The sequence below is a fragment of the Epilithonimonas sp. KH_059 genome, assembly GCF_057838485.1.
Genome location: NZ_CM174468.1, coordinates 1,823,359 through 1,849,787, shown reverse-complemented (window position 1 = coordinate 1,849,787; position 26,429 = coordinate 1,823,359). Strand labels below are relative to the sequence as shown.

At 40.5% G+C, this 26,429-nt stretch carries 24 protein-coding genes and 1 tRNA gene; 7 read left to right on the top strand and 18 right to left on the bottom strand.

Translation table 11 applies throughout. The features are described from left to right. The first annotated feature begins 19 nt into the window (after window positions 1-19). A complete protein-coding gene (locus AC3IRX_RS08730; protein WP_489209758.1) occupies window positions 20-670 on the top strand; it encodes a DUF937 domain-containing protein in 651 nt (216 codons plus the stop codon). A gap of 23 nt (window positions 671-693) precedes the next feature. Here AC3IRX_RS08730 and AC3IRX_RS08725 read toward each other — a convergent pair whose 3' ends face one another. Then, window positions 694-864 carry a 30S ribosomal protein THX gene (locus AC3IRX_RS08725; protein ID WP_489209756.1) on the bottom strand — a complete coding sequence of 57 codons (171 nt, stop codon included), beginning with the start codon at window positions 862-864 and terminating at the stop codon, window positions 694-696. A 207-nt stretch (window positions 865-1,071) separates the two neighbouring features. Here AC3IRX_RS08725 and aspS point away from each other — a divergent pair, with 207 nt between their 5' ends. Together aspS and AC3IRX_RS08715 are read left to right on the top strand one after the other, a co-directional pair. Beyond that, complete coding sequence (aspS, locus tag AC3IRX_RS08720; protein ID WP_489209754.1) at window positions 1,072-2,820, top strand: aspartate--tRNA ligase; 1,749 nt, start codon at window positions 1,072-1,074, stop codon at window positions 2,818-2,820. A 68-nt stretch (window positions 2,821-2,888) separates the two neighbouring features. Further along, window positions 2,889-5,168, top strand: coding sequence for a GH92 family glycosyl hydrolase (locus tag AC3IRX_RS08715; RefSeq protein ID WP_489209752.1), 2,280 nt, complete (start codon window positions 2,889-2,891; stop codon window positions 5,166-5,168). 89 nt (window positions 5,169-5,257) lie between these two features. On the opposite strand, the gene yajC is transcribed toward AC3IRX_RS08715, so the two are convergent. The 3 genes from yajC to nusB are packed head-to-tail and all read right to left on the bottom strand — an operon-like array spanning window position 5,258 to window position 6,948. Beyond that, window positions 5,258-5,587 (bottom strand): preprotein translocase subunit YajC, encoded by a 330-nt coding sequence (yajC, locus tag AC3IRX_RS08710; protein WP_459084734.1) that lies wholly within the window; start codon window positions 5,585-5,587, stop codon window positions 5,258-5,260. A 3-nt stretch (window positions 5,588-5,590) separates the two neighbouring features. Continuing rightward, a complete protein-coding gene (locus AC3IRX_RS08705; RefSeq protein WP_489209749.1) occupies window positions 5,591-6,034 on the bottom strand; it encodes a DUF1573 domain-containing protein in 444 nt (147 codons plus the stop codon). Window positions 6,035-6,039: 5 nt separating this feature from the next. Further along, on the bottom strand, window positions 6,040-6,948 hold the full coding sequence (nusB, locus tag AC3IRX_RS08700; RefSeq protein ID WP_489209746.1) for a transcription antitermination factor NusB: 909 nt from the start codon (window positions 6,946-6,948) through the stop codon (window positions 6,040-6,042). Between the two features lie 200 nt (window positions 6,949-7,148). Between nusB and AC3IRX_RS08695 the strand changes: the two genes are divergently transcribed. Beyond that, window positions 7,149-8,798 (top strand): ABC transporter ATP-binding protein, encoded by a 1,650-nt coding sequence (locus AC3IRX_RS08695; RefSeq protein ID WP_489209744.1) that lies wholly within the window; start codon window positions 7,149-7,151, stop codon window positions 8,796-8,798. A 125-nt stretch (window positions 8,799-8,923) separates the two neighbouring features. Further along, window positions 8,924-9,259 (top strand): DUF3276 family protein, encoded by a 336-nt coding sequence (locus AC3IRX_RS08690; protein WP_459084742.1) that lies wholly within the window; start codon window positions 8,924-8,926, stop codon window positions 9,257-9,259. A gap of 72 nt (window positions 9,260-9,331) precedes the next feature. Here AC3IRX_RS08690 and AC3IRX_RS08685 read toward each other — a convergent pair. From AC3IRX_RS08685 to AC3IRX_RS08620, 14 genes are all read right to left on the bottom strand, one after another. Beyond that, window positions 9,332-9,405: transfer RNA gene (locus tag AC3IRX_RS08685), tRNA-His, on the bottom strand. A 36-nt stretch (window positions 9,406-9,441) separates the two neighbouring features. Next, window positions 9,442-10,161: a bacillithiol biosynthesis deacetylase BshB1 gene (gene bshB1, locus AC3IRX_RS08680; RefSeq protein WP_489209742.1), complete on the bottom strand. Its 720-nt coding sequence runs from the start codon at window positions 10,159-10,161 to the stop codon at window positions 9,442-9,444. A gap of 64 nt (window positions 10,162-10,225) precedes the next feature. Continuing rightward, complete coding sequence (locus tag AC3IRX_RS08675; protein ID WP_489209740.1) at window positions 10,226-11,887, bottom strand: tetratricopeptide repeat protein; 1,662 nt, start codon at window positions 11,885-11,887, stop codon at window positions 10,226-10,228. Between the two features lie 73 nt (window positions 11,888-11,960). Beyond that, on the bottom strand, window positions 11,961-12,839 hold the full coding sequence (locus AC3IRX_RS08670) for a PstS family phosphate ABC transporter substrate-binding protein (protein ID WP_489209738.1): 879 nt from the start codon (window positions 12,837-12,839) through the stop codon (window positions 11,961-11,963). Next, window positions 12,829-13,026, bottom strand: a complete 198-nt coding sequence (locus tag AC3IRX_RS08665) for a C4-dicarboxylate ABC transporter (protein ID WP_489209736.1) — start codon at window positions 13,024-13,026, stop codon at window positions 12,829-12,831. The genes AC3IRX_RS08670 and AC3IRX_RS08665 overlap by 11 nt, the downstream gene beginning before the upstream one ends. A gap of 63 nt (window positions 13,027-13,089) precedes the next feature. Next, window positions 13,090-13,932: an energy transducer TonB gene (locus AC3IRX_RS08660; RefSeq protein WP_489209734.1), complete on the bottom strand. Its 843-nt coding sequence runs from the start codon at window positions 13,930-13,932 to the stop codon at window positions 13,090-13,092. Window positions 13,933-13,958: 26 nt separating this feature from the next. After that, the gene (locus AC3IRX_RS08655) at window positions 13,959-14,543 is read right to left on the bottom strand and encodes an ExbD/TolR family protein (RefSeq protein ID WP_489209732.1); all 585 of its coding nucleotides are present in this window, start codon (window positions 14,541-14,543) and stop codon (window positions 13,959-13,961) included. A 7-nt stretch (window positions 14,544-14,550) separates the two neighbouring features. Next, window positions 14,551-15,150 (bottom strand): ExbD/TolR family protein, encoded by a 600-nt coding sequence (locus AC3IRX_RS08650; RefSeq protein WP_489209730.1) that lies wholly within the window; start codon window positions 15,148-15,150, stop codon window positions 14,551-14,553. Window positions 15,151-15,236: 86 nt separating this feature from the next. Beyond that, window positions 15,237-16,103 carry a MotA/TolQ/ExbB proton channel family protein gene (locus AC3IRX_RS08645; protein WP_489209728.1) on the bottom strand — a complete coding sequence of 289 codons (867 nt, stop codon included), beginning with the start codon at window positions 16,101-16,103 and terminating at the stop codon, window positions 15,237-15,239. Window positions 16,104-16,360: 257 nt separating this feature from the next. Further along, window positions 16,361-19,171, bottom strand: a complete 2,811-nt coding sequence (gene leuS, locus AC3IRX_RS08640; protein WP_489209726.1) for a leucine--tRNA ligase — start codon at window positions 19,169-19,171, stop codon at window positions 16,361-16,363. A gap of 87 nt (window positions 19,172-19,258) precedes the next feature. After that, a complete protein-coding gene (locus AC3IRX_RS08635; RefSeq protein WP_489209724.1) occupies window positions 19,259-20,512 on the bottom strand; it encodes a 3-deoxy-D-manno-octulosonic acid transferase in 1,254 nt (417 codons plus the stop codon). Window positions 20,513-20,524: 12 nt separating this feature from the next. Beyond that, window positions 20,525-21,238: a C40 family peptidase gene (locus AC3IRX_RS08630; RefSeq protein WP_489209722.1), complete on the bottom strand. Its 714-nt coding sequence runs from the start codon at window positions 21,236-21,238 to the stop codon at window positions 20,525-20,527. Window positions 21,239-21,277: 39 nt separating this feature from the next. Next, window positions 21,278-21,925 carry an O-methyltransferase gene (locus AC3IRX_RS08625; RefSeq protein WP_489209720.1) on the bottom strand — a complete coding sequence of 216 codons (648 nt, stop codon included), beginning with the start codon at window positions 21,923-21,925 and terminating at the stop codon, window positions 21,278-21,280. 93 nt (window positions 21,926-22,018) lie between these two features. Then, window positions 22,019-22,852 carry an OmpA family protein gene (locus AC3IRX_RS08620; protein ID WP_489209718.1) on the bottom strand — a complete coding sequence of 278 codons (834 nt, stop codon included), beginning with the start codon at window positions 22,850-22,852 and terminating at the stop codon, window positions 22,019-22,021. Between the two features lie 90 nt (window positions 22,853-22,942). Between AC3IRX_RS08620 and tilS the strand changes: the two genes are divergently transcribed. Further along, window positions 22,943-24,274: a tRNA lysidine(34) synthetase TilS gene (gene tilS / locus AC3IRX_RS08615; protein WP_489209717.1), complete on the top strand. Its 1,332-nt coding sequence runs from the start codon at window positions 22,943-22,945 to the stop codon at window positions 24,272-24,274. Window positions 24,275-24,292: 18 nt separating this feature from the next. Continuing rightward, window positions 24,293-26,368 carry a protein-disulfide reductase DsbD family protein gene (locus tag AC3IRX_RS08610; RefSeq protein ID WP_489209715.1) on the top strand — a complete coding sequence of 692 codons (2,076 nt, stop codon included), beginning with the start codon at window positions 24,293-24,295 and terminating at the stop codon, window positions 26,366-26,368. Window positions 26,369-26,429: the final 61 nt, after the last annotated feature.

The following is a 26,429-nucleotide window of genomic DNA, read 5'->3' as shown; positions in this document are numbered from 1 at the left end:
ATCAAATACCAAATCAACTATGAGCTTACTAGATTTAATCGCTGGAAATGCAGGGAATCAAGTCGCGCAGCGCGCGGAAAACAAATTCGGAATTTCTAAAAATCAAATTATTGCCTTGCTCGCTGTAGCCGCACCGGTGGTAATTTCCTATTTAAAAAACAAGACGAAGGACAAAGCAGAAGCGGAGTCTTTAAGCAATGCTTTAGCCAAAGATCATGACGGAAGTATTTTAAATGACCTTTCGCAGATCGACGCAAGAGAACAAGAAGGATCTTCTATTTTAGACCATATTTTTGGCTCGCAAAAGACACAGGTTGAAAACCAACTGTCTCAAAACACAGGGATATCAATGGACAAAATTGGCCCTATTCTCTCGATGCTAGCCCCCGTAATCATGGGCTACATAGGAAACCAGAAACAAACGAACCATGTGGATTCAGGAGGCATTGGGGACCTTCTCGGTGGAATCTTAGGCCAAGCTCAACAGCAGGCTCAAGGAGGAAACAATCCACTGAGCGATATTTTAGGCCAAGTACTAGGATCTTCGTCACAAAACTCTAGCTCGAATCCATTAGAAGATTTGCTTGGAGGGGTATTGGGATCCGATACGAAAGAACAAAACAAAGGCGGACTTGGAGGACTTCTAGGAAGTATTCTCGGACGAGGCTAAACTCAACAAAAAAAAACCGAAGATTATTCTTCGGTTTTTTTCTTTTTCGCTGCCTTCGGCTTCTCCGCTTTCGGTTCTTCAACTTTCTCTACCACTGCCTCAGCCGTGGTGGTCTTTCCTTTTCTTGGGCGTGATTTGCCATAACTCCCTGCGATTCGTTTTCCTTTGGTTGTTTTTTTATCTCCTTTTCCCATATAAACTATTTTTTTGGTTGTTATCCAAAGTTACAAAATATTTAATGAACATCATTTGCCTAGTGTGCGAAAATCCAATACCGCCTCGAGAGCTCGTGAATCTTCCAAACTCCAATTTTCTCAATTCTCACGAAATACCGTATCTTTGCCCGCGAAAACTTTCGCTTTATTTTAGAAGTTTATCCCTTTAAATTAAGACCCACTTTTATGTTCAGAACGCACACTAACGGAGAGTTAACTCTAACGAATCTAAACCAGGAAATAACGCTATCCGGATGGGTACAAACCATCCGAGACAAAGGTTTTATGGTTTGGATCGATTTAAGAGACCGATACGGCATCACGCAATTGGTTTTTGATCAGGAGCGTTCTACAGAGGAATTAATGGAGAGTGTAAAGAAACTCGGCCGCGAGTATGTGATTCAAATTAAAGGCACCGTGATTGAACGAGCCTCAAAAAACCCAAAAATCCCGACCGGCGAGATTGAAATCTTAGTGAAAGAATTGCAAATCTTAAACGCCTCCGAACTCCCCCCTTTTACCATTGAAGATCAAACGGACGGAGGAGAGGAACTTCGAATGAAATACCGCTATTTAGACATTCGAAGAAATCCGGTTAAAAACAAATTAATTTTCCGCCATCAGATGGCTCAAAAAGTAAGAAACTATCTTACGGATAAAGAATTCATTGAGGTGGAAACCCCTGTACTTATTAAATCAACGCCTGAGGGTGCAAGAGACTTTGTCGTCCCAAGCCGGATGAACCCTGGTCAATTTTACGCACTTCCTCAATCGCCTCAAACTTTTAAGCAGTTATTAATGGTGGGCGGTATGGACCGCTATTTCCAAATCGTGAAATGCTTCCGAGATGAAGATTTACGTGCCGACAGACAACCTGAGTTCACGCAAATTGACTGTGAGATGGCTTTTGTTGAACAGGAAGAAGTACTGGAAATTTTCGAAGGCTTAACGGCAAAGCTCCTTCAAGACATTACGGGTAAAACCTTCGGTTCTTTTCCAAGGATGACCTACCAAGAGGCAATGACCCGTTACGGTAATGACAAACCTGACATCCGGTTTGCGATGGAGTTCGTGGAACTAAATGAAGAAATGAAAGGCAAAGATTTTCCGATCTTCGACCAGGCTCCCCTTGTGGTAGGAATCAACGTAGAGGGCTGCGCAGACTACACACGTAAGCAAATTGATGCGTTAGTCGAATGGATCAAACGTCCCCAAATCGGAGCCACGGGAATGGTCTGGATTAAATACCAATTGGACGAAACCTTAACCTCGTCTGTCAACAAATTCTTTACTCCAGAGGATTTAAAACAAATTGCCCATAAGTTCGGTGCGAAACCGGGAGATTTAATGTTAGTGCTAAGCGGCGAACACCAAAAAGTAAGAACCCAACTTTCCGCTCTTCGAATGGAACTCGGAAATCAACTTGGTCTTCGTAAGCCGAATGAATTTGCACCCCTATGGGTCGTGGATTTCCCACTACTAGAATGGGATGAAGAATCCAATCGCTACCATGCGATGCACCATCCATTCACCTCTCCAAAAGCGGAAGACATTTCTCTTTTAGAAAGTGCACCCGAAAAGGCAAGAGCAAACGCATACGATTTGGTTCTTAACGGAAATGAAATCGGTGGGGGATCCGTACGAATCTTTGATCAAAAATTACAAAGCAAAATGTTTGATCTTCTAGGGTTTACTAAAGAACAAGCACAATCACAGTTCGGATTCTTAATGGATGCCTTTAAATATGGAGCCCCTCCCCACGCAGGCTTAGCCTTTGGCTTCGATAGACTAGTGGCCATTTTGGATGGAAATGAAGTGATTAGAGATTACATCGCCTTCCCTAAAAACAATTCAGGTCGAGATGTAATGATTGATGCGCCGAGCCTTGTATCGGATCTTCAACTAGAGGAATTGCATTTAAAAATTTCAGAATAAAGAAATATAAATCCCTAAGAAATCCCAGTCAATGACTGGGATTTCTTATTTTTGAACAAATTTGTTCGATGAAATTCATAAAATTACTTCCCATTTTATTTGTTAGCCTAATGATCCAAGCGCAATCACTGACATCTTATGTAAATCCATTTATTGGAACCAAAACTATGGGACATACGTTTCCAGGGGCTGCAGCGCCCTTTGGCATGGTCCAACTCTCCCCAAGTACAAACCAGCAGCCGTATGCGCTGGACGGAAAGTACAACCCACTCACCTACCGCTATACAGCGGGATACCAATACGAGGATTCAACCATTTTTGGCTTTGCTCATACCCATTTCAGTGGCGTAGGCCATAGTGATTTGGGCGATTTCCTAGTCATGCCCACCACCGGAGAGCTCCAACTAGAACCTGGCGAGGTGGATAAGCCTCGAAGCGGTTACCATTCCCAGTATGATAAAGGAAGTGAAAAAGCAAGTCCTGGTTATTATACGGTAAACTTAAAGGACTATAATATTAAAGCAGAACTTACTGCCTCAGAGCGCGTAGGATTCCATAAATATACGTTTCCCAAAACCGACAAAGCGCATCTGATTCTAGATTTGATGCACAATATCTACAATTTTGAAGGAAAAAATGTTTGGACCTTTGTTCGAGTAGAGGACGACAACACCGTTGTGGGGTATCGAGAAACGACAGGCTGGGCAAGAACCAGGAAAGTGTATTTTGCGATGAAATTTTCACAACCTTTCACCAGTTATGGTAGAAAACGCTACGACACCCCCGTCTACAATGGTTTTTATCGAAAATTCAATGAAAATGAAAACTTCCCTGAATTCGCAGGCAGAGAAATTCGGGCCTACTTCAATTTTGACACGAACGAGAATCCAGAACTCAAAGTTAAATTTGCACTTTCGAATACATCCACTGCCGGTGCACTCAAAAACCTAGAACAGGAAATTCCAGGATGGGATTTTGAAAAACAAAAATTAATCACAGAAAAAAAGTGGGAAAAAGAACTCTCGAAAGTGCAAGTCACTAGTTTAACCCAGCAGGATAAGCGAACCTTCTATACAGCACTCTACCACACCATGCTTTCTCCGATCGTCTATGAAGACGTCGATGGGACTTATCTTGGTCTAGACCAGAATTTGCATACGAGCGAGGGCTTTACCAACTATAGTATTTTTTCACTTTGGGACACGTACAGAGCTTTGCATCCTTTGTACAATTTGATTCAACCAACTCGTAACAACGATATGATGCATTCGATGATGGCTCATTATGATCAAAGTGTTCATAAGGCTTTGCCCATATGGTCTCATTACGCGAATGAAAACTGGTGTATGATTGGATACCATTCTGTATCTGCCCTAGCAGACGCCCTTAAAAAAGGCACAACTAATCTAGACCCTAAACGAGTGCTAGATGCCGCGATCCATTCCTCAAATCTCCTCTACTATGATGGAATTGAGTCCTATTTAAAATACGGTTATGTGCCGGAAGACCTAAGCAGTGCTTCTGTATCGAAAACATTAGAATATGCGTACGACGATTGGGCGATCGCCCAAATTGCGCAATTGGCTGGCGATAAAAATGCCGAACAAACCTATTTAAAAAGAGCGGAAAGCTACCAAAATGTTTACAACCCAGAGACCGGCTTCATGCATCCACGTTTAGCCAATGGGCAGTTCAAAAAAGAGTTTGATCCCATGGACACGCACGGGCAAGGATTCATTGAAGGAAATGCCTTTAACTATGGACTGTATGTTCCACAGAACATTCCTCACATGATCTCCATGATGGGGGGCAAAAGCAAATTTGCCACTCACCTCGATGAAATCTTCACCACAGAAATTGCGGATAAGTACATCGAAAAGAACGAGGATATTACACGTGACGGAATCATAGGGAATTACGTGCATGGGAATGAGCCTGGTCATCATATCCCGTATTTGTACAACTGGACGGATCAACCTTACAAAACGCAAATGCGTGTGCGAGGAATTCTTCGTACGATGTATAACGATCTACCTGACGGTCTTTGCGGAAATGACGATGCGGGACAGATGTCTGCGTGGTATATCTTTTCCTCACTTGGTTTTTATCCCGTCTTGCCAGGATCTGACGAGTATGCCCTGGGCAGCCCTCTAGTGAAATCGGCGACATTGAACTTTGAAAATGGAAAAACCTTGCATATTCAAACTGAAAATCAATCGGAAAAGAATGTCTATGTGAAAGAAGTCTTATGGAACGGGAAAAAGATAGAAACCCCTTTCGTGAATCACAAGCAATTGTCTCAAGGGGGCATTTTGCTATTTAGAATGAGTTCTAAACCGAAAGTGTAGCCTAGCGGGTGTAGCCACCCTAAATGGAGAAATGAAAAAAGCCTGCAAAGAGTTACTCTTCGCAGGCTTTTCAATTTCTATAGATCAAACTATTTCGTTTTCACATCTCCCGGTTCTGGGAAACGAGCCGCAGTAAATTCACGAGAAACAGCAGATTTTTCAAATTTAAGTTTACCGGAAAGAGTCTCAATTACGATTCCATCTTCCTCTACTTGAGCAATTCTTCCGTGCATTCCTGAAGTGGTTACAATGCGCTGTCCCACTTTAAGAGAGCCTTGAAAATTTTGCTCCTTCTTTTGCTTTTTCATTTGTGGGCGTAGCATCACAAAATACATAAAAACAAAGAAGAGTCCGAACATCACCAAAGTAGGCATCATAGAGCCTTCCCCTGGATCTGCTTGTAAAAATACATTCAACATAAATTAAGGTTTTGTAACGTTAGCCGTAAAAGAAATAATAACTGGCGAATTTTCTACGTTTGCAAAAACTTGTGCTTGTTTGTTTTGAAACCCTTCAAAGCTTGAAGAATCAAATCTTAGCATCACTTGCCCTTTTTCTCCAGGAAGAATTGGTTCTTTAGTGAATTCCGGCGCAGTACAACCACAACCTGGAACAACCTCTGAAATAATGAGTGGATTATCCCCTGTGTTGGTAACCTCGTATACGTGGTCAACAGATTCTCCTTTTTTCACATCTTTAAAGTCCCAATGCGCTTCTGACAAAGCAAGGCTTGTCAGAGGACCAGCGGGCGCGGCCACTTGAGCTTCAGTTTCTGCGGTTGTTGTTAATTGTTCTGGTGTTTGGTCTTTTTTACAAGAAGCTAAACCCAAAAGTAATACCATCGGAATTAAAATACTTTTTTTCATTTTTCTTAATTTATTCGGTTCGTATCTTTTGAATATTTATCTAATATTCCATTTATAAATATATGGGATTTTTCAGAGCCATAAACTTTGGAAATCTCAACGTATTCGTTGATAATTATCCTTGAAGGCGTAGCTTTGAAATAATCGAACTCCGTGATTCCTGCGACGATAATGATTTTATCCATCAAGGATATCCGTTCTAAATCCCAATTTTCCAGTCTGTCTTTAATCTTCTGCTCTGTCTGCTCCCACTTGTTTATCGCTTCCCATAGGATCTTACGTGCAAAGGATTTGTCTTGGTCATCCTTTAGCATCTTTATAAGCGTATGGCTTGGCTGATCTGCCTTCAAAAACCCAAGGGTCTTTTGCACCATAGAATTCGCAATATGAAAGTCATCGGCCCAGCTCATTTCCTTTTCTTCTAAGCGATCGTGAAAATCTTCATTTTCTGCTACATAGCGAAGGAATAGTTTTCCAATGAACTTTTGATCGTCCTCAAAACTATGCGTATCCAAACTCATGAAATCTTGGTATCGCTTTCCCGCCGTCATCCTTTGGAAGGTTTTCACAAGCAAATCGTCGTGTAACTCCCACTGCAACTCTTGATGCTTCGAAGTGAAATTCAATCTTTCTGTATTTTCTTCAATAAGACCAAGTATGCGGTTGTTTACAAATTTTTGATTGGGATTCAAATCATTTGCGGACTTGATATACTTGTTTTTCCCAATTTCAATTTGCTTTTCTGCTAGACTTTTGAGTGCTACCAAAAAATTCAACTGATACACGTACAAATTGAAAATCTTTTCAATTTCAGAAAACATATTTTTCTCCAAAACTTCATATTGAATCGGGTTTTGCCGATATGAATAGAGGTTTTCTACTACTTTTTCGCGAATTTGCCTTCTTCCTAACATTCAAAGAACTTTTAATTTGCAAAGATAGAAAAAAGAAGCGGATTTCTCTTGTCTTTAAAGCAGTAATTCCTACGATGGCTCGGGATCCAAATGGCTCAAATACCCAGGCTGTTCTACTTAGGACTTACCGATTTTATGGGTTTAGACTGAACGAACCATTTATTTTTGTTTATTTTTGCATTCCTAACTAGGTAAAGAAAATGAACGCACTTAAAACCTTAAACCCTTATTTCTGGAAGCACCGCGTGCTTTTGTTTTGGGGCTTTCTTTTTATCATTGCTAGTAACTTCTTTAATATTTTCAAGGTTCAATTCGTCGGTAGATCCGTGGATGAGATCTCCAGTACGGGTAGTTTAGGATTCAATAAACAAGTATTAATCTATGTGGCCATCATTGTAGGATCTTCCCTTCTAACGGGGTTCTTCACTTTTATGATGCGACAAACGATCATTGTCTCCTCACGCCGAATTGAATTCGAATTAAAAAACAAAATCTATCGTCATTACCAGGAATGGTCCCTCACGGATTTCAAGACCTCGACCATTGGAGACTTAATGAATCGATTAAGTGAAGACGTTGTGGCCGTACGGATGTATTTAGGACCGGGCGTCATGTATGTGGTCAACCTGCTTGTACTTCTTGTCATAACAAGTATCTATATGCTTCGAACCGATGTTCAAATGACGCTATGGACCCTCATCCCCCTTCCTATTCTGTCCGTTGTCATCTACAAGGTTAGCTCAATCATCAATAAAAAATCAAAAGTAATGCAGAAAAGCCAATCTGCTATTTCCACTTTTGTACAGGACAGTTTCTCGGGTATTCGTGTGGTAAAGTACTTTGCGAAGGAGAGATATATTGATCAAAAATACGGAGTTAAGGTTAAAGACTACCAAGACAAAGCCTTAGACCTTGCAAAAACAGAGGCCTATTTTTTCACCATTATCTTGCTTGTGATTGGTCTTCTAAATGTAGTCATCCTTCTTGTCGGAGGACAAAAATATTTAGCCGGGGAAATCTCAGTGGGTAAGATTGCGGATTTCTTTCTATACATTAACATTCTAATCTGGCCTTTCTCAATGGTAGGTTGGGTGGTTTCGGTTAACCAAAGAGCGGCTGCTTCCATGAGCAGAATCAATGAGTTTCTCGAGAAAAAATCAGAGATTACCAACTTAAATTCAGAAAAGTATCCGATTCGAGGAGACATCGAATTTAGAAATGTATCGTATACGTACCCAAACACGGGCATTGAAGCGCTTCACAATCTATCTTTTCACGTGAAAGCAGGCGAAAGCCTAGCGATCATGGGCAAGACTGGAAGTGGAAAAACAACCATTGCGCTTTTGCTCGCTAGATTAATTGACCCCACAGAGGGAACCATTTTAATAGATGGAAAGGATTTAAAGCAGCACAACTTAACCAACTACCGAGATCACATCGGTTTAATCCCTCAAGAAAGCTACCTGTTTTCAGACACCATCTTTCAAAACATTGGATTTGCAGTGGACAATCCCACCCAAGAGCAGATCGAGGAATATGCAAAAAAAGCAGACGTCCATAAAAACATCAGCGGTTTTAAAAACCAATACCAAACCCTGGTCGGAGAACGTGGCGTCATGCTATCAGGTGGACAAAAGCAAAGAATTTGCATTGCCAGGGCTCTTATTAAAGAACCGGAAATCATCATCTTTGACGATTCCCTTTCCGCCCTTGATACAGAAACCGAACAAAACATTCTTCAAAATATTGAACGGGATTTAAAGAACTGTACCTCGATCCTTATTACCCATCGTGAGAGCAGCGCAAGACGTGCAGATCACATTCTAGATTTAACCCCACCGCTGGAGTAATCCCCCCTCATACTAAAGCCTAAAGGGGTTTTTCGACTAAAAGGAAGCGCCCAAAAAAAATATTTTCAGATTAAAAGAATTCTTTTATATTTGCTTCACTACATTTTTAAAAAAAACATCTGACAATGAGTGATTACAAGGAGCGCCACGAGAATGAAATATTTACAAAGGTGTTAAAGGCAGGAAGAAGAACATACTTTTTCGACGTACGCGAAACGAAAGCAGGAGATTACTATCTTACGATTACCGAAAGCAAAAAGAACTTTGGAGAGAATGGAGAAGCGAGCTTCGAAAAGCACAAAATTTACCTTTACAAAGAGGACTTTAAAGCTTTCCAAGAAATGTTTTCAGAATCAACAGATTTTATTATTGGAGAAAAAGGCGAGGACGTCATTTCTGACCGTCATGAAAAGGATTTCAAACCTCGTTCCTATACCATCGACACACCAGAGGATTTATAAGATTTGAATTTAAAATTCTAAGCAAATCCCTAAAAATAAAAAGCGTACTTGAATTTAAGTACGCTTTTTTTGGGTGGATGATGGGTTTCGAACCCACGACCTTCGGAACCACAATCCGACGCTCTAACCAACTGAGCTACAACCACCGTTTTGTGGGTGCAAATATAATGCTTTTACCACAATTACAAAATTATATTATCAAAATTTTTAAGTCCTAGTAATTTTTCGCTTGTAAAGCCTTCCGCGTAGTCGACGCCCGAGAGTCTTCCTAGGTTCTGCGCCCTATAGGTAAGGCTTTCTAAAAAATCTTTCGTGGCTATAGGTGTCATGGGTTGATTAGAATCCGGATCAAAAAATTGCGTTTTATACGCGAGACACGCCTCAATTTTCTTTTCCATCTGAGAGGTAATATCAATCACAAAGTCAGGTGTAATTTCTTTCCACTGAATGTAATGGAAAACTTGCTTTGGTCTCCACGGCTTTTGCATCTCATTATCAAGGTTGGTTTCAATTTTGACAAGACCTGATAAGAAACAGGCATCCGATGCTAATTTAGCCCCTTTTGCATGGTCGGGATGACGGTCCTCAATCGCATTGGCAAGAACAATTTCGGGTTGGAACTTTCGAATCATTTTCACCATCTCTAGTTGGTAGTCTTTGATGTTCTCCAAAAAGCCATCTGGCAGTCCTAAGTTGACCCGCTCTGAGATGCCTAGTATTTTTGAAGCATTCGCTGCCTCCTCAGCTCTTGTTTTGTCCGTCCCACGAGTTCCTAACTCTCCCTTGGTGAGATCCACAATTACCACTTTCTTTCCCTGCTCTACGAGCATGGAAAGGGTTCCTCCACATCCCAGTTCTACATCGTCAGGATGGGCGCCAAAAGCTATAATATCTACTTTCATTTGTCAAATTTAAGAAAAAAAAATCCCTCTTCGTACGGAAGAGGGATAATCTATGTGCTCAGTTTTATTCTTTCTCAGAAAGAGCCGTCTGAAGAGAAATCGCATCTGTATAGGACGGATTAATCTGGATAGCTTTTGCTGCATAGTCTTTTGCTTTTGCCACATCTTTATCTTGGTTATAGAATGCCACTAAATAGTACGCATACGATAAAGTTTCTTTACTTTGCGCTTGTTCTTCTGGAGTTTGCCCAAGGACAAGGTTAATGTAATTTTGGTAAGATCTCTCTGCAAGTTCATGGCTTCCTAGTTGTTGGTAAGCTACTCCTTTTGCATAGTAAGAATAGGCCCACTCAGGAGATAAGGCAATCATTCGATCCCAAGTAATTACAGCTCCGTCCCAGTTTTGAACTTCTTGGTATGCGGCACCTAAAGCCACCAAGGATTCAGCATCCTGAGGATTGCTTGCGACTTTCGCTTTTAAACTTTGAATCTGAGGAGAAGTGGGTCCTGAATCCGCTGCCGCTTGGTTTGCACCACCGCCGCCTTGTGCTTTAATCAATTCCACGTCCCAATCCATTGTTTGGTCTTCTGCCTTTTTAGCAATGGCAATCTTTTGCTTCGCTTTCGCTAGTAAGTCTGCTTTTTGTGCAGGATCTTCTGTTTGTGCACTTTCTGCCGCATACAATAACCCTTGCAATCCTTCGTCTGCAGGTTGGATTCTAGACTTGTCGGTAACTGTAGTGACAAACTTGGTTAAGTTTTCTTGTGCACTTGCAATGTTATTGTCTGCACCATAATCTAGATAAGCACGTAACTTATATTTGATAGGGTCTTCCACTTTGTCAAAAATCTTATTTAAGACTTCTTTAGCGTTCGCATAGTCATTATTGATGAAATACAATTTAGCAATTTCCAATTGAGTATAAGGATCCTCGTCCGCATACTTCGTATAATCAATTAGGTTCTTTGTAACTGCCGCGTTGTTTCTAAAACGAAAGTTAAAAGCGGCACTTGCTTTATAGGCCGGCGCATAGGTTGGATCTACAGCCAATGCTTTGTTAATATTGGTTTCTGCTTGTTCCCACTGGTTTGCTGCCATCCAAAGTGTCGCCATTCTAGTGAAGACGGAAGCTTTATTTTTTGCCACAGCCGATGCTTTGTCATAAGCAGACATGGCACTACCTGGATCTTTTTTCAAACGGTAAGCATCTCCGAGTGCATAATAATAATTCGCTGGAACTCCTCTTTTCGATCTATCAATCGCCTTGTTCAAATAATCAATGGCTAAATCAGGTGAATTTAACACTTCAAACATAGTTAAGGCTTCAGCAGCACGATATAAAACTTCAGCATCCTTTTCTCTCGTATCCGAAACTACTTTCTGGATATCTGAGATGCCAGATTTATCACCTTTTGCTACCTTAATGGAAGCAAGACCAATCTTATTCAAATGACTCTTGCTATCGATCTCAAGACCTTTTTTAAAGTACTCTGCAGCCGTGTCAAAGTTGGGATCGAACTGAGAAAGGTAAGAATTTCCTAAGTAGAAGTAATTTGCCCCTTCTTTCGGTTCGTTTGCAATAAGTGCGTTAAAAATTTCTTTTGCCTTTGCGTATTTGTGACTATCCACATTCACGATACCCTCTTCAAGCGTTTGTCCAAAAGTCATGTTTGCCATAAGCAATACTCCTGCACCTAACGCAATTTTCTTCGATATTACAATCATATTTTTCATTTACTATTTCTATTTTTAAAAAGTTTCGAGTTCATTTACACAATTTTCGTTCCAAAATTGTATGCTATCTCATTTCCACCTCACGTTTGAAAATAAAATAAGGCTGTAATCCTTCTTTGCTGACTACAATTTGCCCTTTTTGAGAGGAGGCAAACCTCATAAGTCCATTTGCCATTCCAAAGGTATTCTCCCCACTCAACATATAAATGAGTCGAGTAAAAGGATAGTCTAAACTTTGAATTGCCTTCGGACTTGGAAGTAGACTTCTTTTGCCATCGTTGATTTTTAAAATCTTCACCATAGAGCGAAGCTCCTGCGCCTCTGGTGAATAGGGTCTACTAATCGTATTTAAGCTAATGACTCCAATTCGATCCCTATGTTTTGCTAATTCACGAATCACCTGTTCATTTCCGCTAATTGTTGAAAATTTAAGATCTTTTGGGGCTTTTTTAAAATAATGCGCAACAAAATTTAAATTGCCAGAATTGGTTCCGTCGAAGATTAAATTCTTCTTATCGGAACTTAATTCACTCTCAATCTCATCCAGAGTGATCTCTGTTCTAGGAGAGTTCTTATCCACTATAAAAACCACGGCATCCGCGGCTATATACGCTGGATTGTATTTAATCTCGAGAGCACGCTCGTATTCCTTAATTTCCTCCTTTGAAAGAATCCTTGACATTACGGCTAGCTTGGATCTACCCTTTAGCACCTCTAAGAAAGCGAGGTCTTCTTTCTCTATTCTAACCTTTACTTTCGCTTCTGTATAATTGATAGAATAAGCATCTGCAAGAGCTTCTGTAACACTTTTAAAGGAATCGTCCGTAAGAATAGTGATTTCTCCTTGATGGTAACTATTCACTTGCGGCTCCTCAACCTTTTCCTTCTTTTTACATCCTAAGACCGTTAAAAGAATGCAAAGAACTACTATACTATACTTCATCTTTGCTTTTTTGAAGCTTTTTAAATCCACGATACGTTCGAAAGAGTCCATACACAATGAGTATGGCACCTAAACCATAAGCCACGTTTGGCTCTAAGTAAATGACAAAAAATTTATAAATAATGACAAATACGCCTAAAATAACGTAACAAAGTCCAGTTGCTAAAGAAAGCCAATTAAACACCATAGGAGCAAAAATATAAAAAAAAAGAGAAGCAGTGCTTCTCTTTTTTCAATTTATTAGTAGAGACTACTCAAAATTCATACTTAAAGGCAATCTAAATCTATAACGAACGTTTTGGCCATTAATTTTGGCTGGTTTCCATTTGTTACGGATCGATTTTACCGTTCTTTCTGCTTCACGGTTGAAGTCTGAGTTTGGACCATTTGCCTTTACTTGCGTAAGAGATCCATCTCTTTCTACAACAAACGTGATTTCCGTTTTCAGAGTTCCTTCTCCACCTGACATTACAGACGTATCGAAGTTACTACCTACACGGTTACGGAATGAGTTAATCCCGCCAGGAAATTCAGCTTGCTGTTCAACTTCACTATAAACTTCCGTTGTACTTGGTGCTGGTTTCGCCTCTACCGTAGCTGCTTTTGTCCCTGTGGACGGCGGCGGCGGAGGTGGCGTATAACTTGGCGCTTTCACTCCTTCTTGATTCTGGAGCCCAGTGGTTGTTTCCAATTGTTTCGTAATTGGAGGTGGAGGTGTCTCCACTTTCGGAGCTCTTTTGGGCTCAGGAACCACATTCTGAATCACTTCAATTTTAGGCTCCTCTTTCGGTGGTGGTGGTGGGGGAGGTGGTTCTTCCTCTTTCGGTTGCTCTATTATCAATTCCTCCGGTTGAATGTCAATAAGATTTGCATTTACTTCTTGTTTTTCAACAGCGTTCATTTGCTTAATCTTCATGACAACGAAAGGCGTAATAGCACCCACACAGAATATTACGGTTCCTAACACGAAAGCCTTTGTTAAGTTTTTCGCGTAGCTCTTACGAAGGTTATAGGCACCGTAGCTTTTATTTCTGTTCTCAAATACAATTTCATCTAAACTTAGACTGTCATTGTATGCGTTTTCATCTGCCATTTAAATATTCATTAAGAATTAAATAATTATTGTTGATCCGCAGCTGGAGTCTGCTCTGCTCCTGCAGTTGCAGCTCCTCCTACTTTCTGATCGTATATAGCTTGCTCCCAAGTTCGAATATCGGTAATACCGTATTGTTCACTCTTCGTAATTGCCATTTCGTCCAACATATCAACAAAATTCTTGTATAAAGCTTCATCCGTAGGCTTGATGATAACCGTGAATTTGGTCACATCTTCTGCTCTGGCTTTCGCTTGCTGAATTACTTTTCTAATTCCTTCTCTATCAAGCGTTGTTTCCTCCATAGTGGAAACATTCAACCCTGCTTGGTCTTGCTGATGATAGAAGATTCTATTGTCCTTCCCAATAATTATGGAAATTGAATTGCTTAATTTAATTTCCGTATCGGGGCTCTTTTGGTCCTCTTTTGGTTTTGCAGGTAATCCTAAATCCATTACATTCGGTTTGTTGAATGTTGTTACCAACATGAAGAATGTAATCAAAAGAAAGGCCAAATCCACCATCGGTGTTAAGTCTACGTGTGGTGGCTGTTTTTTCGAACGAACTTTGCCGCCCTTGCCACTCTGATCTTTAACTTGTACTTCTGCCATTTCTTTATTAATTAGCTACTTCCTGATTTGTAATTAACCAAAACTTAAGAAAATCAATATCTCTTAACCCCTCGAACAGACCTTTAATTCTGTCATACTTGGTATTGGTGTCTCCTTTAATTGCCAATTTATAGTCTGAATTAATCGCTAAACTTTGTTGAACCCAATCAATTAGTTCCTTTTTCTCATCCGACATTGGAATCCCAGGAGCCTTGAAGGCTTTTTGATCTTCCACAGATAAATTAAGATAACCTTTTAACTGGCTCATTGGCACTCCTATCGCTTGTACTTTTGTAAATGCAGCTTTCTCTGCATTAGTGAAAGTAGTTCCGTACTTCTTCGCCATATTATCTAAAAGCTGAATTCTTTCAGTCCCATTTTCAACAGGGGTGAAAAAAAATCTCCCGTCCGTAGTGCTTAATACACTCATTAAACTCGCATCTGGAAGCAGCTTTTCAGAAATTGAAGATGGCGTCGTGATGGTCTCCACGTCCGGTTTTGCAAACTGGGCGGTGAGGATAAAAAACGTCAGTAGTAGGAACGACACATCGGTCATGGCCGTCATATCTACGCGTATATTATGTCTCTTTGGTTTGACTCTCGCCATTATATCTTTATTATTTATTAAACTTCTAAAAAAATCAATTGATTAACACATGCTGTAACGCATCATAGTGTCAATCACACACCTTATTATTGGTGCTCAGCGAATGACTGTTGGATAGACATTGCAATCTCATCGATTTTGAATGTCATACCGTCAATCTTAGAAGTAAAATAGTTGTAGAAGATAATCGCTACCGCTGAAGTACCAATACCTAATGCGGTGTTAATAAGGGCCTCAGAAATACCAACAGATAGTTTGGCTGAATCTGGAGTTCCTCCTCCTTCTCCTAATGCGCTAAACGCAGCGATCATCCCCATTACGGTACCTAATAACGCTACTAGGGTTGCAACGGTACCTAAAGTTGAAAGGATCATCATGTTCTTTTCTAACATTGGCATCTCAAGCGTTGTCGCTTCTTCGATTGATTTGTTAAGCGCAACCATTTTTTGCTCTTTTGTCATTGTTGTGTCGTGAGATAGAGCTTTGTATGAAGTTAATCCTTCCTTCACAACGTTTCCAACAGTTCCTTTTTGTCTGTCGCACTCTTCCATTGCCTCATCAATGTTTCCGTCATTAAGAAGTCTTCTGATTTTAAGTACAAACTCGTCTAGATTTCCTTTTCCTTGTGCTTTGTTTAGCATAATTGCACGCTCAATTGCAAATACAAATACAATAAGCATAAAAGTAATTAATATAGGAACAATTACTCCTCCCATATAAATAATTCCTAGAAACCCATCTGGGCTCAAGTCTGCTCTTTCAATATCCGTAAAGGCGACAGAACTAGCACCATCAATTCGCGCGTCTGGTTTAAAATTACCAGTATTCCCTAGTACGAAAAAATAAATACAATATCCGATCACGAATAGAATAGGAATAATTAACGCAGGTTTTAACCCTCCTGCTTTTTTAGCAACTACTTGCTCCTCTGTGTTTGAAACATTCATTTCCATATTTAACTAAATTATAATTGTTTATTATTTTAATTTTTCGAGCGGTAAAATAAAGGCAAATTTTTTACTAATGCAAGAGTTTCGTTCAAAGTTCACAATTTTTTTTTCTTTGTTAATTTAAATTAACATTGAGAATCTCACAATTTTAATGCTATAAATTATGATTAATCTTTAATTTGAATGGATTACTTGATTATTTGAAAACCTCAAACTTTATTTTTCCGAAATTATCAATTTATTATTGTATAATTTGATAATTAGACTACAATATTAATAATTTTTTTCGGAACGATAATCACTTTTTTGGGTGAATTTCCAGCCAATTGTCCTTGTGTTCTCGAATCTTCTAATACAAGGTTTTGAATCTCTTCAGTGCTAAGTTCTGCATCCAGAGACATTTTGAATCGCATTTTACCATTAAAACTAACCGGATAGTCAATCTTGTCCTCGATTAAATAAGCCTCGTTCAATTCTGGGAACGCTTCAAATTCAATGCTTGTCGAATTTCCTAACAACCTCCAAAGCTCTTCACATAAATGGGGAGCGTAAGGCGAAATAATCACAGCTAAAGGACCTAGTATGTCCCTTTTGTTGCATTTTAATCGATTCAGCTCATTCACAGCAATCATAAACTGGGACACAGAGGTATTAAAAGAGAAGTGCTCCAAATCATAATTAACCTTTTTCAGTAGGGTGTGAAGAATTTTAAATTCTTCCTTGCTTGGCTGCTCGTCACTTACATTAAAGTCATCTCCCGTGAAATACAAATTATAGAATTTCTTTAGGAATCCATAGACCCCAGAGAGCCCCTGTGTATTCCATGGCTTACTTTGTTCTAGAGGTCCTAAGAACATTTCGTAAAGCCTAAGAGCATCTGCCCCGTATTCTTCACATATATCGTCCGGATTCACGACGTTGAATTTGGATTTGGACATTTTTTCTACCTCTCTTTCTGTCCAATATTTCCCGTCCTCTAATAAAAAATCCGCATTGTGAAAGTCCTTTCTCCACTCTTTGAATTTTTCAATATCCAATTCATCGCTGGTTCCCTTCAAAAGGGAAACGTCCACATGAAGTTTTTGCGTGGTATACTGGGACGCCAAATTTTTAGAAACGAACTGGTTCGTTCCTTCAATTCGAAACACAAAAGCGCTCATTCCAAGGATCATGCCTTGGTTAATCAATTTTTTAAACGGTTCCTCTGCCACGGCCCACCCACGATCGTACAAAAACAGGTTCCAAAAGCGGGAATACAGCAAATGCCCAGTGGCATGCTCGCTTCCTCCAATATACAAATCCACTTGCCCCCAATAGTTGGCAAGCTTTGGATCTACAAATTCCTCTGTGTTCGAGGGATCCATATAGCGAAGGAAATACCAAGAACTTCCTGCCCATCCTGGCATTGTGGAAAGTTCTAAAGGAAAAATGGACTCGTGATCTATCCTATCCGTTTCAACCACTTTCTGATTCTTTTCGTCCCAAGCAAAGAAAGGGGCATTTCCTAAGGGAGGATCTCCCTCGGGCGTCGGCAAATACTTATCCACCTGAGGAAGTGCTAGGGGAAGCGATTCTTTTGGAAGTGTATAAGGAAGTCCCTTCTTATAATAAATAGGAACAGGTTCTCCCCAGAAACGCTGTCTAGAGAAAATAGCATCTCGTTGCCTATAGTTTGTCGTTCCTTCTCCGATTCCTCTCGATTGGATTTCTTCAATCATTCGATTCTTCGCTGATTCAAAATCGAGTCCATCCAAAAACTGTGAATTCTCACAAACCGAATCTTTCGAGTCGAAGGATTCTTCATTTATATCGAGATCATTTTTGATCACACTTACAATGGGAAGTCCAAAGGCTTTTGCAAAGCGATGGTCTCTTTCATCGTGCGCAGGAACAGCCATCACAGCTCCCGTTCCGTAACCCATTAGCACATAATCTGAAATATAAATCGGCATTAATTCGCTCGTAAACGGATTCGTCACATAACTGCCTGTAAAGGCTCCACTGACATTTTTAACTTCCGTCATACGGTCTCTCTCCGTTTTTTTCTGCGTATGACTTACGTACAGGTCAATTTGCTGCTTATTTTCCTGTGTCGTAAGTTTCTCTACCAAAGGATGCTCTGGGGCTAAAACCATAAAGGTCGCACCAAACAAAGTATCGGGTCGAGTGGTAAAGACCTCAATGGTTTCGCCGCTTTGAGTCGAAAACCGAACCTTTGCCCCTTGCGATTTTCCAATCCAATACGTTTGGGCATCCTTTAGCGGCTCTGGCCAATCTAGCGAATCTAAACCGCTAAGCAAACGTTCGGAGTACGCAGTAATTCGCATACTCCACTGCATCATCTTCTTTTGATAAACGGGGAATCCGCCTCGTTCTGACTTGCCGTCCTTCACCTCATCGTTGGCAAGCACGGTTCCAAGTCCAGGACACCAGTTTACTGTGGTTTCTGCTCTATAGGCGAGTCTATAATTGAGTAAAATGTCTTGTTGATCTTGCTCTGTAGCTTCGTTCCATTCATGCGCCGTAAAGCTAAGAACCTCACCCTGCTCCGCATTTAGGGAACTTGTCCCAAACTGCTCAAAGTGCTGGATTAGACTCTGAATGGGTTCCGCTTTGTTTGTACCAAGGTTATACCAAGAATGAAAAAGTTCAATAAAGATCCATTGTGTCCAGCGGTAGTACTCAGGGCTAGAAGTTCTAAGTTCTCGGCTCCAATCAAAGGAGAACCCTAAGCGCTTTAGTTGTTGTTCGTAACGCTCAATATTATTCTCCGTCGTAATTGCGGGATGCTGCCCTGTTTGAATTGCATACTGCTCTGCCGGAAGCCCAAAGGAATCGTATCCAATGGGATGGAGCACGTTAAACCCTTGGTGTCTTTTGTAACGCGCATAGATATCGGAGGCAATATAACCTAGTGGGTGCCCTACGTGGAGCCCTGCACCGGATGGGTAAGGGAACATATCCAATGCATAAAATTTTGGTTTTTGAAAATCCGCACTGGGTTTGTAGGTTTGGTTATCACGCCAATAGTCTTGCCATTTTTTTTCAATGGCCTGATGATCGTAGAACATTATGCTTTTTTAAATTAAATTATACTTGAATTGTGCAAGCTACAAATTTAAGATTTTGAATTGAAAAAATAGACTCTCTTTTTAGGGCTAAGACTTACTGGTTATTTCTTCTATCTTTTCTAGAATAAGAGTCACACTCGAAGGCTGAGCATCGACAAAATTGCCTGCATTTCGTCCCATAGCCTGAAGTCGATCGGAGTCCCTTAGTAGCTGCGATATAAATTGTTGAGCTTCCTCTACAGTAGAAAACGATCGGGCAGCCTCCGCTTCAATTAAGGCATCCGCTTCCGGATTCTCTCTATATTGATCCCCGAAAAATACAGGAATGCCAAAGGCAGCTGCTTCCAAACAATTATGAAGACCCTTGCTATGAAATCCTCCTCCCACGACCGCAAGATCTCCATACCCATAGACTTTAGAAAGCATGCCAATCGAATCCAAAACCAAAATGCGAGCGTCTCGGCATTTCCTACTATTTTCACTTGTAATCTCTGAGTAAAAAAGTGCATCTGGCAGTAGCGTGCGAAGCTTTTTTAAACGGGCGAGATCGTGGGGTGCAATTAATACCTTTGCTTCCGGGTGCAGTTGACCAATCTCAAAGGCTATTTTTTCCTCCACCTCCCAACTGCTTCCAAAAATAAGCAAGGGATGCTCCCCTTTAAACTCCGGAATAAAAGGGATCGAAACTGCTTGTCGCACATTTTCTTTCACTCGATCAAATCGCGTATCTCCACTCACAGAGCCCTGAGTTAGCCCTAAGGAATCAGCTAAGGAAAGAGACTCAGGTGTTTGATGAAAAAACCAGTGAATCCCTTTTTTAAGCTTTTCCACCAAAGGCTTTCCGATGGGTTTAAAAAACACTTGGTTTTTATAGAAAAGAGCAGACACAACAAAAAGTTTAGTTGAGCGCGCATTTAACTGCTTAATTAGTTCATACCAATAATCGTATTTCACCGTGAAAAAAATCTGGGTGTTTAGACTATTCACAAACGGAGACATTTTACTTTTTAAATCAAAAGGCAGATAGCACAAAACGCGATCTGGATTTGAATTCTTTCTTTCTACGACTTCGTATCCAGAGGGGGAAAAAAAAGTGATTAAGGTTTTGTATTGAGGATACTGTCTTTCGAGGAGTTCAAGAACAGGAAGTCCTTGCTCGTATTCCCCTAAACTGGCGGCATGCATCCATAGTACAGGTTCTTCCAAGGAAATGCGTGAGCGAACTATTTCAAGACTCTTTTCTCTGCCTCGAAGTCCAAGTCTTAGTTTCGCATTGAACAAGGCTCCAATTTTGAACCCAAGAATAAGCAACCGAATAAAGAAGGGATAGAGTACAGACATAAAAAATTCAATTTAGTCAAGAATTCTCTTGATGAACCTAAGTTTATGAGAATGCATATTGAGCTCAGAATTAAAGATTCCAGAGGAATCTAGGCAATCCATTCGCACATGCCCGTATACGTGCACTATTTTCTGATTCTCCATCATAATGCCGGCATGCACAATCTGCCCTTCCGCATTTTCAAAAAAAGCAACATCCCCTGCCTGCGCTTCCTCCACAAAGGACAGCACCTCTCCTCTCTCAGCTTGGTCTTTTGCATACCTTGGTAAACGCAATCCTATGGCTTTAAAAATAAGCTGAACGAAGGCCGACCCGTCTAGCCCAAAGCTACTTCGGCCGCCCTCAAGATAGGGGGCTCCCACCATCTCCTTCGATAGATTTTCGATTCTCGAGCGTTTTGAATCTAGGTCCTCCGGGTCGTTAGACTCAATTTCTGATCCTAGGGAAAGTACAAGTGTAGAATCTTCTTTCTTTAATTGCGTAAATCTCTTAGAGAGGCATCTCGAAGAACTCTTGAGCAAATCTTCAGATTCTGAAATGGCAATTTGTGTCAGATCGATCCAACCTTGAACTCCGTCATAGTCCATCTCAATCTTAGCGCTTTGTTTGCGGGTTTCTAACACCGTCATGGTTTCCCCGTAAAGGGCTTGACTTACCATCGCAACTCCTTTCGAATCTTCCTCGCGAATTGAAGCCACGCTCTCCATACAAATTGCCTTTCTCATAAAAATAGATTTTGTCATGTCCCCAAATAGAAGGGCACTTTATTTTTTTATTGCCACATGAACTCCGTCGCGCAAAGGTAAAATAAGATTTTCAAACCCCTCATCTTTAGCAATTAAATCGTTTAGTTGCTGAATCACTTTTGTCGATTTTAGCGCAGGTTCTTTTTCAAGAACTTTCCCGTACCAAAGCACATTGTCAAACAATAGAATAGCGCCTGGATTTAGTTTGGGTTTAATTAGTTCGAAGTAGGTCACATAATTCTCTTTATCTGCATCAATAAAAACCAAATCAAATGTTTGGTCCGTATTCCTTAAGTACTCTATTGCATTTTCGAGGCGAAACTCAATGCGATCTGCAAGTTCGCTTTGCTCGAAATAGGATTTAGGCAGATACGCTAGATCTTCGTTAATATCAAGGGTCACAATTTTCCCTTCAGGAGCTAGGCCTTCCCCAAGACACAAAGTTGCGTAGCCGGTAAAGGTACCTACCTCTAAAATAGTTTTGGGCCGCTTTAGTTGTGAAATCATCGAAAGAAAACGGCCCTGCTGATACCCTGAAATCATATGCGGCTGCGTAGTCTTCTGGTAAGTCTCACGACGAAGGCGTTTTAAAAGTGCAGGCTCCGTGGAGGCATGGTCCTCCAAATAGCGATCCATTTCGGGTAAGTTTTCTTCAAAATAACTCATAATCTAAAACTTTATTCAAAATTACGATTTTTCATACAAAAAAGCCTACCCTCTTAAAAAAGGAGTAGGCTTTATAAGGCAAGCAAAGAACCTTTAGTTCTTCGGTGCAATATTCATTAACTTCATAAACTCATCGAGTTTCGGCATAATGATAATCTCTGTACGTCGGTTTTCAGAACGTCCTGAAACCGAGGCGTTGGTTGTTTTAGGATTGTACTCACTACGTCCACCTGCCGTCATACGACTTGGATCTACACCAAACTCATTTTGGAGAATTTTCGCAATGGAAGTCCCACGAAGGGCCGATAAATCCCAATTGTCTCTAGGAAGGTTCATTGAGTTCAAAGGAACGTTGTCTGTATTCCCTTCAATTAATACGGAGTACGTGTCGTAATCGTTTACGACCGCAGCCACTTTTCCTAAAACTTCACGAGCTTCTGGAAGCACTTGGTAGTCTCCGGTATTGTAAAGCATTTTGTCTGAAAGGGAAATCATAACCACTCCTTTCAGAACTTTAACCTGTACATCTTGATCCGCAATGTTATCCAGAGAACGTTTTAACTTATTCGAGAGAGCAAGGTTTAAACTATCGTTCTTCGCATTGCTTGAAATAAGTTGTTTTATGTACTGGTTCGAGGAATTAATTTGACCAATTAAATTGTCAATATTTTGTGAACCTTTCCCTGCATTGGAAAGACAGGCATCGAGAGAAGATTTAAGTGCGTCTTGCTGACCTTTTAGTAAATTATTTTCACTACCCAGTTGCAGATTTTTAGCTTCGAGCTCCTTATTCTGGAGCTGGCTTTGAGTTAGCTGCTCAGCGGTTTGCTCGTAGTTTGTATTGAGTTCATCGTACTGCTTTCTACTAATACAGCTGCCCAAGATAAGAGCCACCATACCAAGGCTTAACCATTTAAATACTTTCATACTGTTTTTCGTTTTAATTAACTTAATAAGAGCAAATCTACAAATTCATAAACGAAAGAAATCCTATCTTTGTCCTGTTTAACGGACTTTATGAGTTATTTAACAAATCCTTTAACAGTTTCTCTTTTTGAGAAGTCCCTGCTCACATTAGTTCCTAATTTGAAGGCTGAACGCTATTTACTAGCAGTGAGTGGTGGGGTGGACTCGATGGTTTTAAGCAGCCTTTGCCTTAAGGCAGGACTTGATTTTGAGATCGCTCACGTGAACTATCATTTAAGAGAGGAGCAGTCTGAACGGGACCAAATCGTTGTTGAAGAGTTTTGCGAAACTCACCAAATTCCCTTTCACCTTTACTCGGTGGGGCCTAAGGACCAAAAGCCAGAAGGCTCTATTCAATTGTGGGCGCGAACGCTGCGTTATGACTTTTTCAAAAAAGTGCAAAACGAAAGAAACCTTCCGCTGCTTCTAACTGCACATCACATTGAAGACCAGCTAGAAACTTTTTTAATTAACCTCTCTAGGGGGAGTGGATTAAAGGGACTGAGTGGAATGCCTAAAAACCAGAATGGAATTTTAAGACCTCTACTGTCTTTCTCAAAAGATCAGATTTATGAGTTCGCTGAGCAAAATAAAGTGGCCTACCGCGAAGACCAAAGCAATCAATCCGACCATTATTTACGAAATCGGATTCGTCACCACATTATTCCTCCACTAAAGGAAACGAATGAAAGTTTTCTAGCGAATTTTCATAAGAGTCTTGAAATCATAGCCCTCGCACAAGACTACCTTAGAGAAGAAGGGGAACTATTTTTAACCCATCATGGATCCTATAGCAGCTCAGGAGCACTTCAATCCCTTGACTTGCAAGCGTTAGGTGAGATGCCGGAAGCCTTGCAATACGAAGTTTTGAAATCGATTGGTTTTTCTAGCAAAGAGGAGATGCAAAAACTCTTCACTAGCAAGTCAGGAAGTTCGTTTTCTCTGGGCTCACAGCATGCAATCTTGAACCGAAAAGAATTGCTTTTAACGAAAAACCCTGCTAATCTTGAGAGAGAGGAACAGGAATTTCAAATTACCGACTCAAAGGGAAACCTTTCCCTTCCTTCTCATCTAAAAAGCGAATTTGAATCTTTTGGAGCTTTAAAATGGCATTTTAAGGCCGATCAAATTGAGCTTCCACTTAAAATTCGACATAAAAAAACAGGTGATTTTTTCTATCCTATAGGCATGATAGGCAAAAAGAAAATCTCAAAGTTTTTTAAGGACGAAAAATTCTCTATTTTAGCAAAATCTAAAATTTGGATTTTATGCGATGCGCAAAATCGAATTTTAGGCGTCTTACCCTTCAGACAAGATCGCCGCTTCAGGGCGGAAAACCATCATAATAACGTTTATTCATTTTTGATAGAAAGTGAACATTAAATCCACAACACTACCACAATGCAATTAAAAACTTGGTTAACGCTTGTACTAACCTTTCTTTTAACAACTGTTTCGGGACAAATTAAAGATCCTGTCCATTTAAAATTTAACATTGAATCTCTTGGCGACAACCTCTACGAGGCTACGCTAGACGCCACGTTAGAACCGAACTGGCACATTTATTCAAAAGACCTTCCGCCGGACTCCGGCATTCCCACGGAACTTATCGTTTCTTCACCACAAGGTATTGAACTCGTGGGAGGGGTAAAGGAAGTCGGTAAAAAATTTGATGAATATTCCGAAGCCTTTGGAACTCAAATCGTATACTATTCCAACAAAGCGCTGTTCAAACAGAAATTCAAACTTAAAAACCCGAGCAAGTCGGCCACGATTGTCGCGGAATTCACCTACCAAACTTGTGACGATCGAGTTTGTTTAGCGCCGAATACCGTCGAGTTTGAAAAGAAACTACAGCCCTCCACTTCGGTTGCGACCTCAGCACAAGAGCCTGAAACTACGCTCCCAACTGAGGCCCAAAGCGATAGTTTAGTACAAAGTCAAGAGGTGGTTACTGCTGCGGTTCCTTCAAGTAGCACCGCTTCCTTAGTGGATCCCACAAATTTAAAAGTAAGCACTTTAGATTATAAAAATCCGTTAACGGATTGCGGAAATGCAATAAAAAGTTATTCCGAGAACTATTGGACCTATTTGCTCCTTGGTTTCATTGGGGGAATGATTGCACTTCTTACCCCGTGCGTATTTCCAATGATTCCTCTGACCGTTTCTTTCTTCACAAAAGGAGCGAAAAGCAAAGCGAAAGGCAGAAGAGATGCGGGTGTTTACGGTTTTTTCATCTTTTTGATATTCATCCTTTTAAGTGTACCTTTCCACTTAGTGGACGGCATTGCAGGCAATATTTTCAATCAAATATCCACCTCAGTCTGGCTTAACTTGACTTTCTTCGTAATTTTCATGGTTTTTGCCTTTAGCTTTTTTGGGTATTTTGAAATTATGCTTCCAAGTTCCATTGCTAATAAATCCTCCCAAGCAGAAGAAACAGGCGGATTTATAGGAATCTTCTTTATGGCCCTAACGCTTGTGATTGTTTCCTTCTCTTGTACGGGTCCTATTTTAGGCTCCTTATTAGGAAGTGCCGTCACAGGATCTTCCGATGTTCCCATGCTACTCACATTCGCCTTAGGTGGCTTTGGTTTGGCTTGGGCTATCGTCTTTGGACTTCTGGCTCTTTTCCCACAAGCACTTCAAAGCCTTCCAAAATCTGGAGGATGGATGAACACCGTAAAAGTGGTTTTAGGATTTATCGAAGTAGGACTTGCTCTAAAGTTCCTTTCGAAAGCCGATTTGGTTTCAAAAACCTTCCTTTTGAAAAGAGAATTGTTTATCGTTTTGTGGATTTTAATTACCCTTGCCCTTGTGCTTTATCTATTTGGTAAGATTCGATTCCCACACGATGACAAGAACCCAAAAATATCCCTCGGACGAAAACTCTTTGGAGTTCTTGGAATCGGATTTTTGATTTATCTGGTTCAAGGCCTAATTCCAGCGGAACGACCAAAACTGCAAATGCTTTCCGGCATCCTTCCCCCGTTAAATGTGAGTTACTTACATAAAGAAGGGGACGGAATTCTGGGCATGCACCCTGCGCATGATTACTTTGAAGCAATTCAGTTAGCGAAAGAGCAAAACAAACCTATTCTTATCGACTTCACCGGGTACGGTTGTGAAAACTGCCGTAAAATGGAAGAATTCGTATGGACTGAGCCCGATATTCTTCCTATTCTACAAAACGAGGTTGTGTTAGCTTCCCTCTACATTGATGACAAAGAAGAACTTCCTTTAGAGCAGCAAACTCGAATTGATATGGGAGGTGGAAAAATGAAGAAAATAAAAACCATTGGGGATCGTTGGAGTTTATTTCAACAGATTAACTTTAATAACAATTCACAGCCTCATTATGTGATGGTTACCCCAGAGGGCGAAGTAATTAATCATCCTATCTCCGGGTATATGCCAAAAGAAGATTTTAAAAAATTCTTGGAATGCGGAGTCCGCTATTTCAAGCAAAATAAATAAACGGTCTTTCACTTCCTAAAGAAGAGTACTATCATTTAGTGCTCTTTTTTTCTATCTTTGA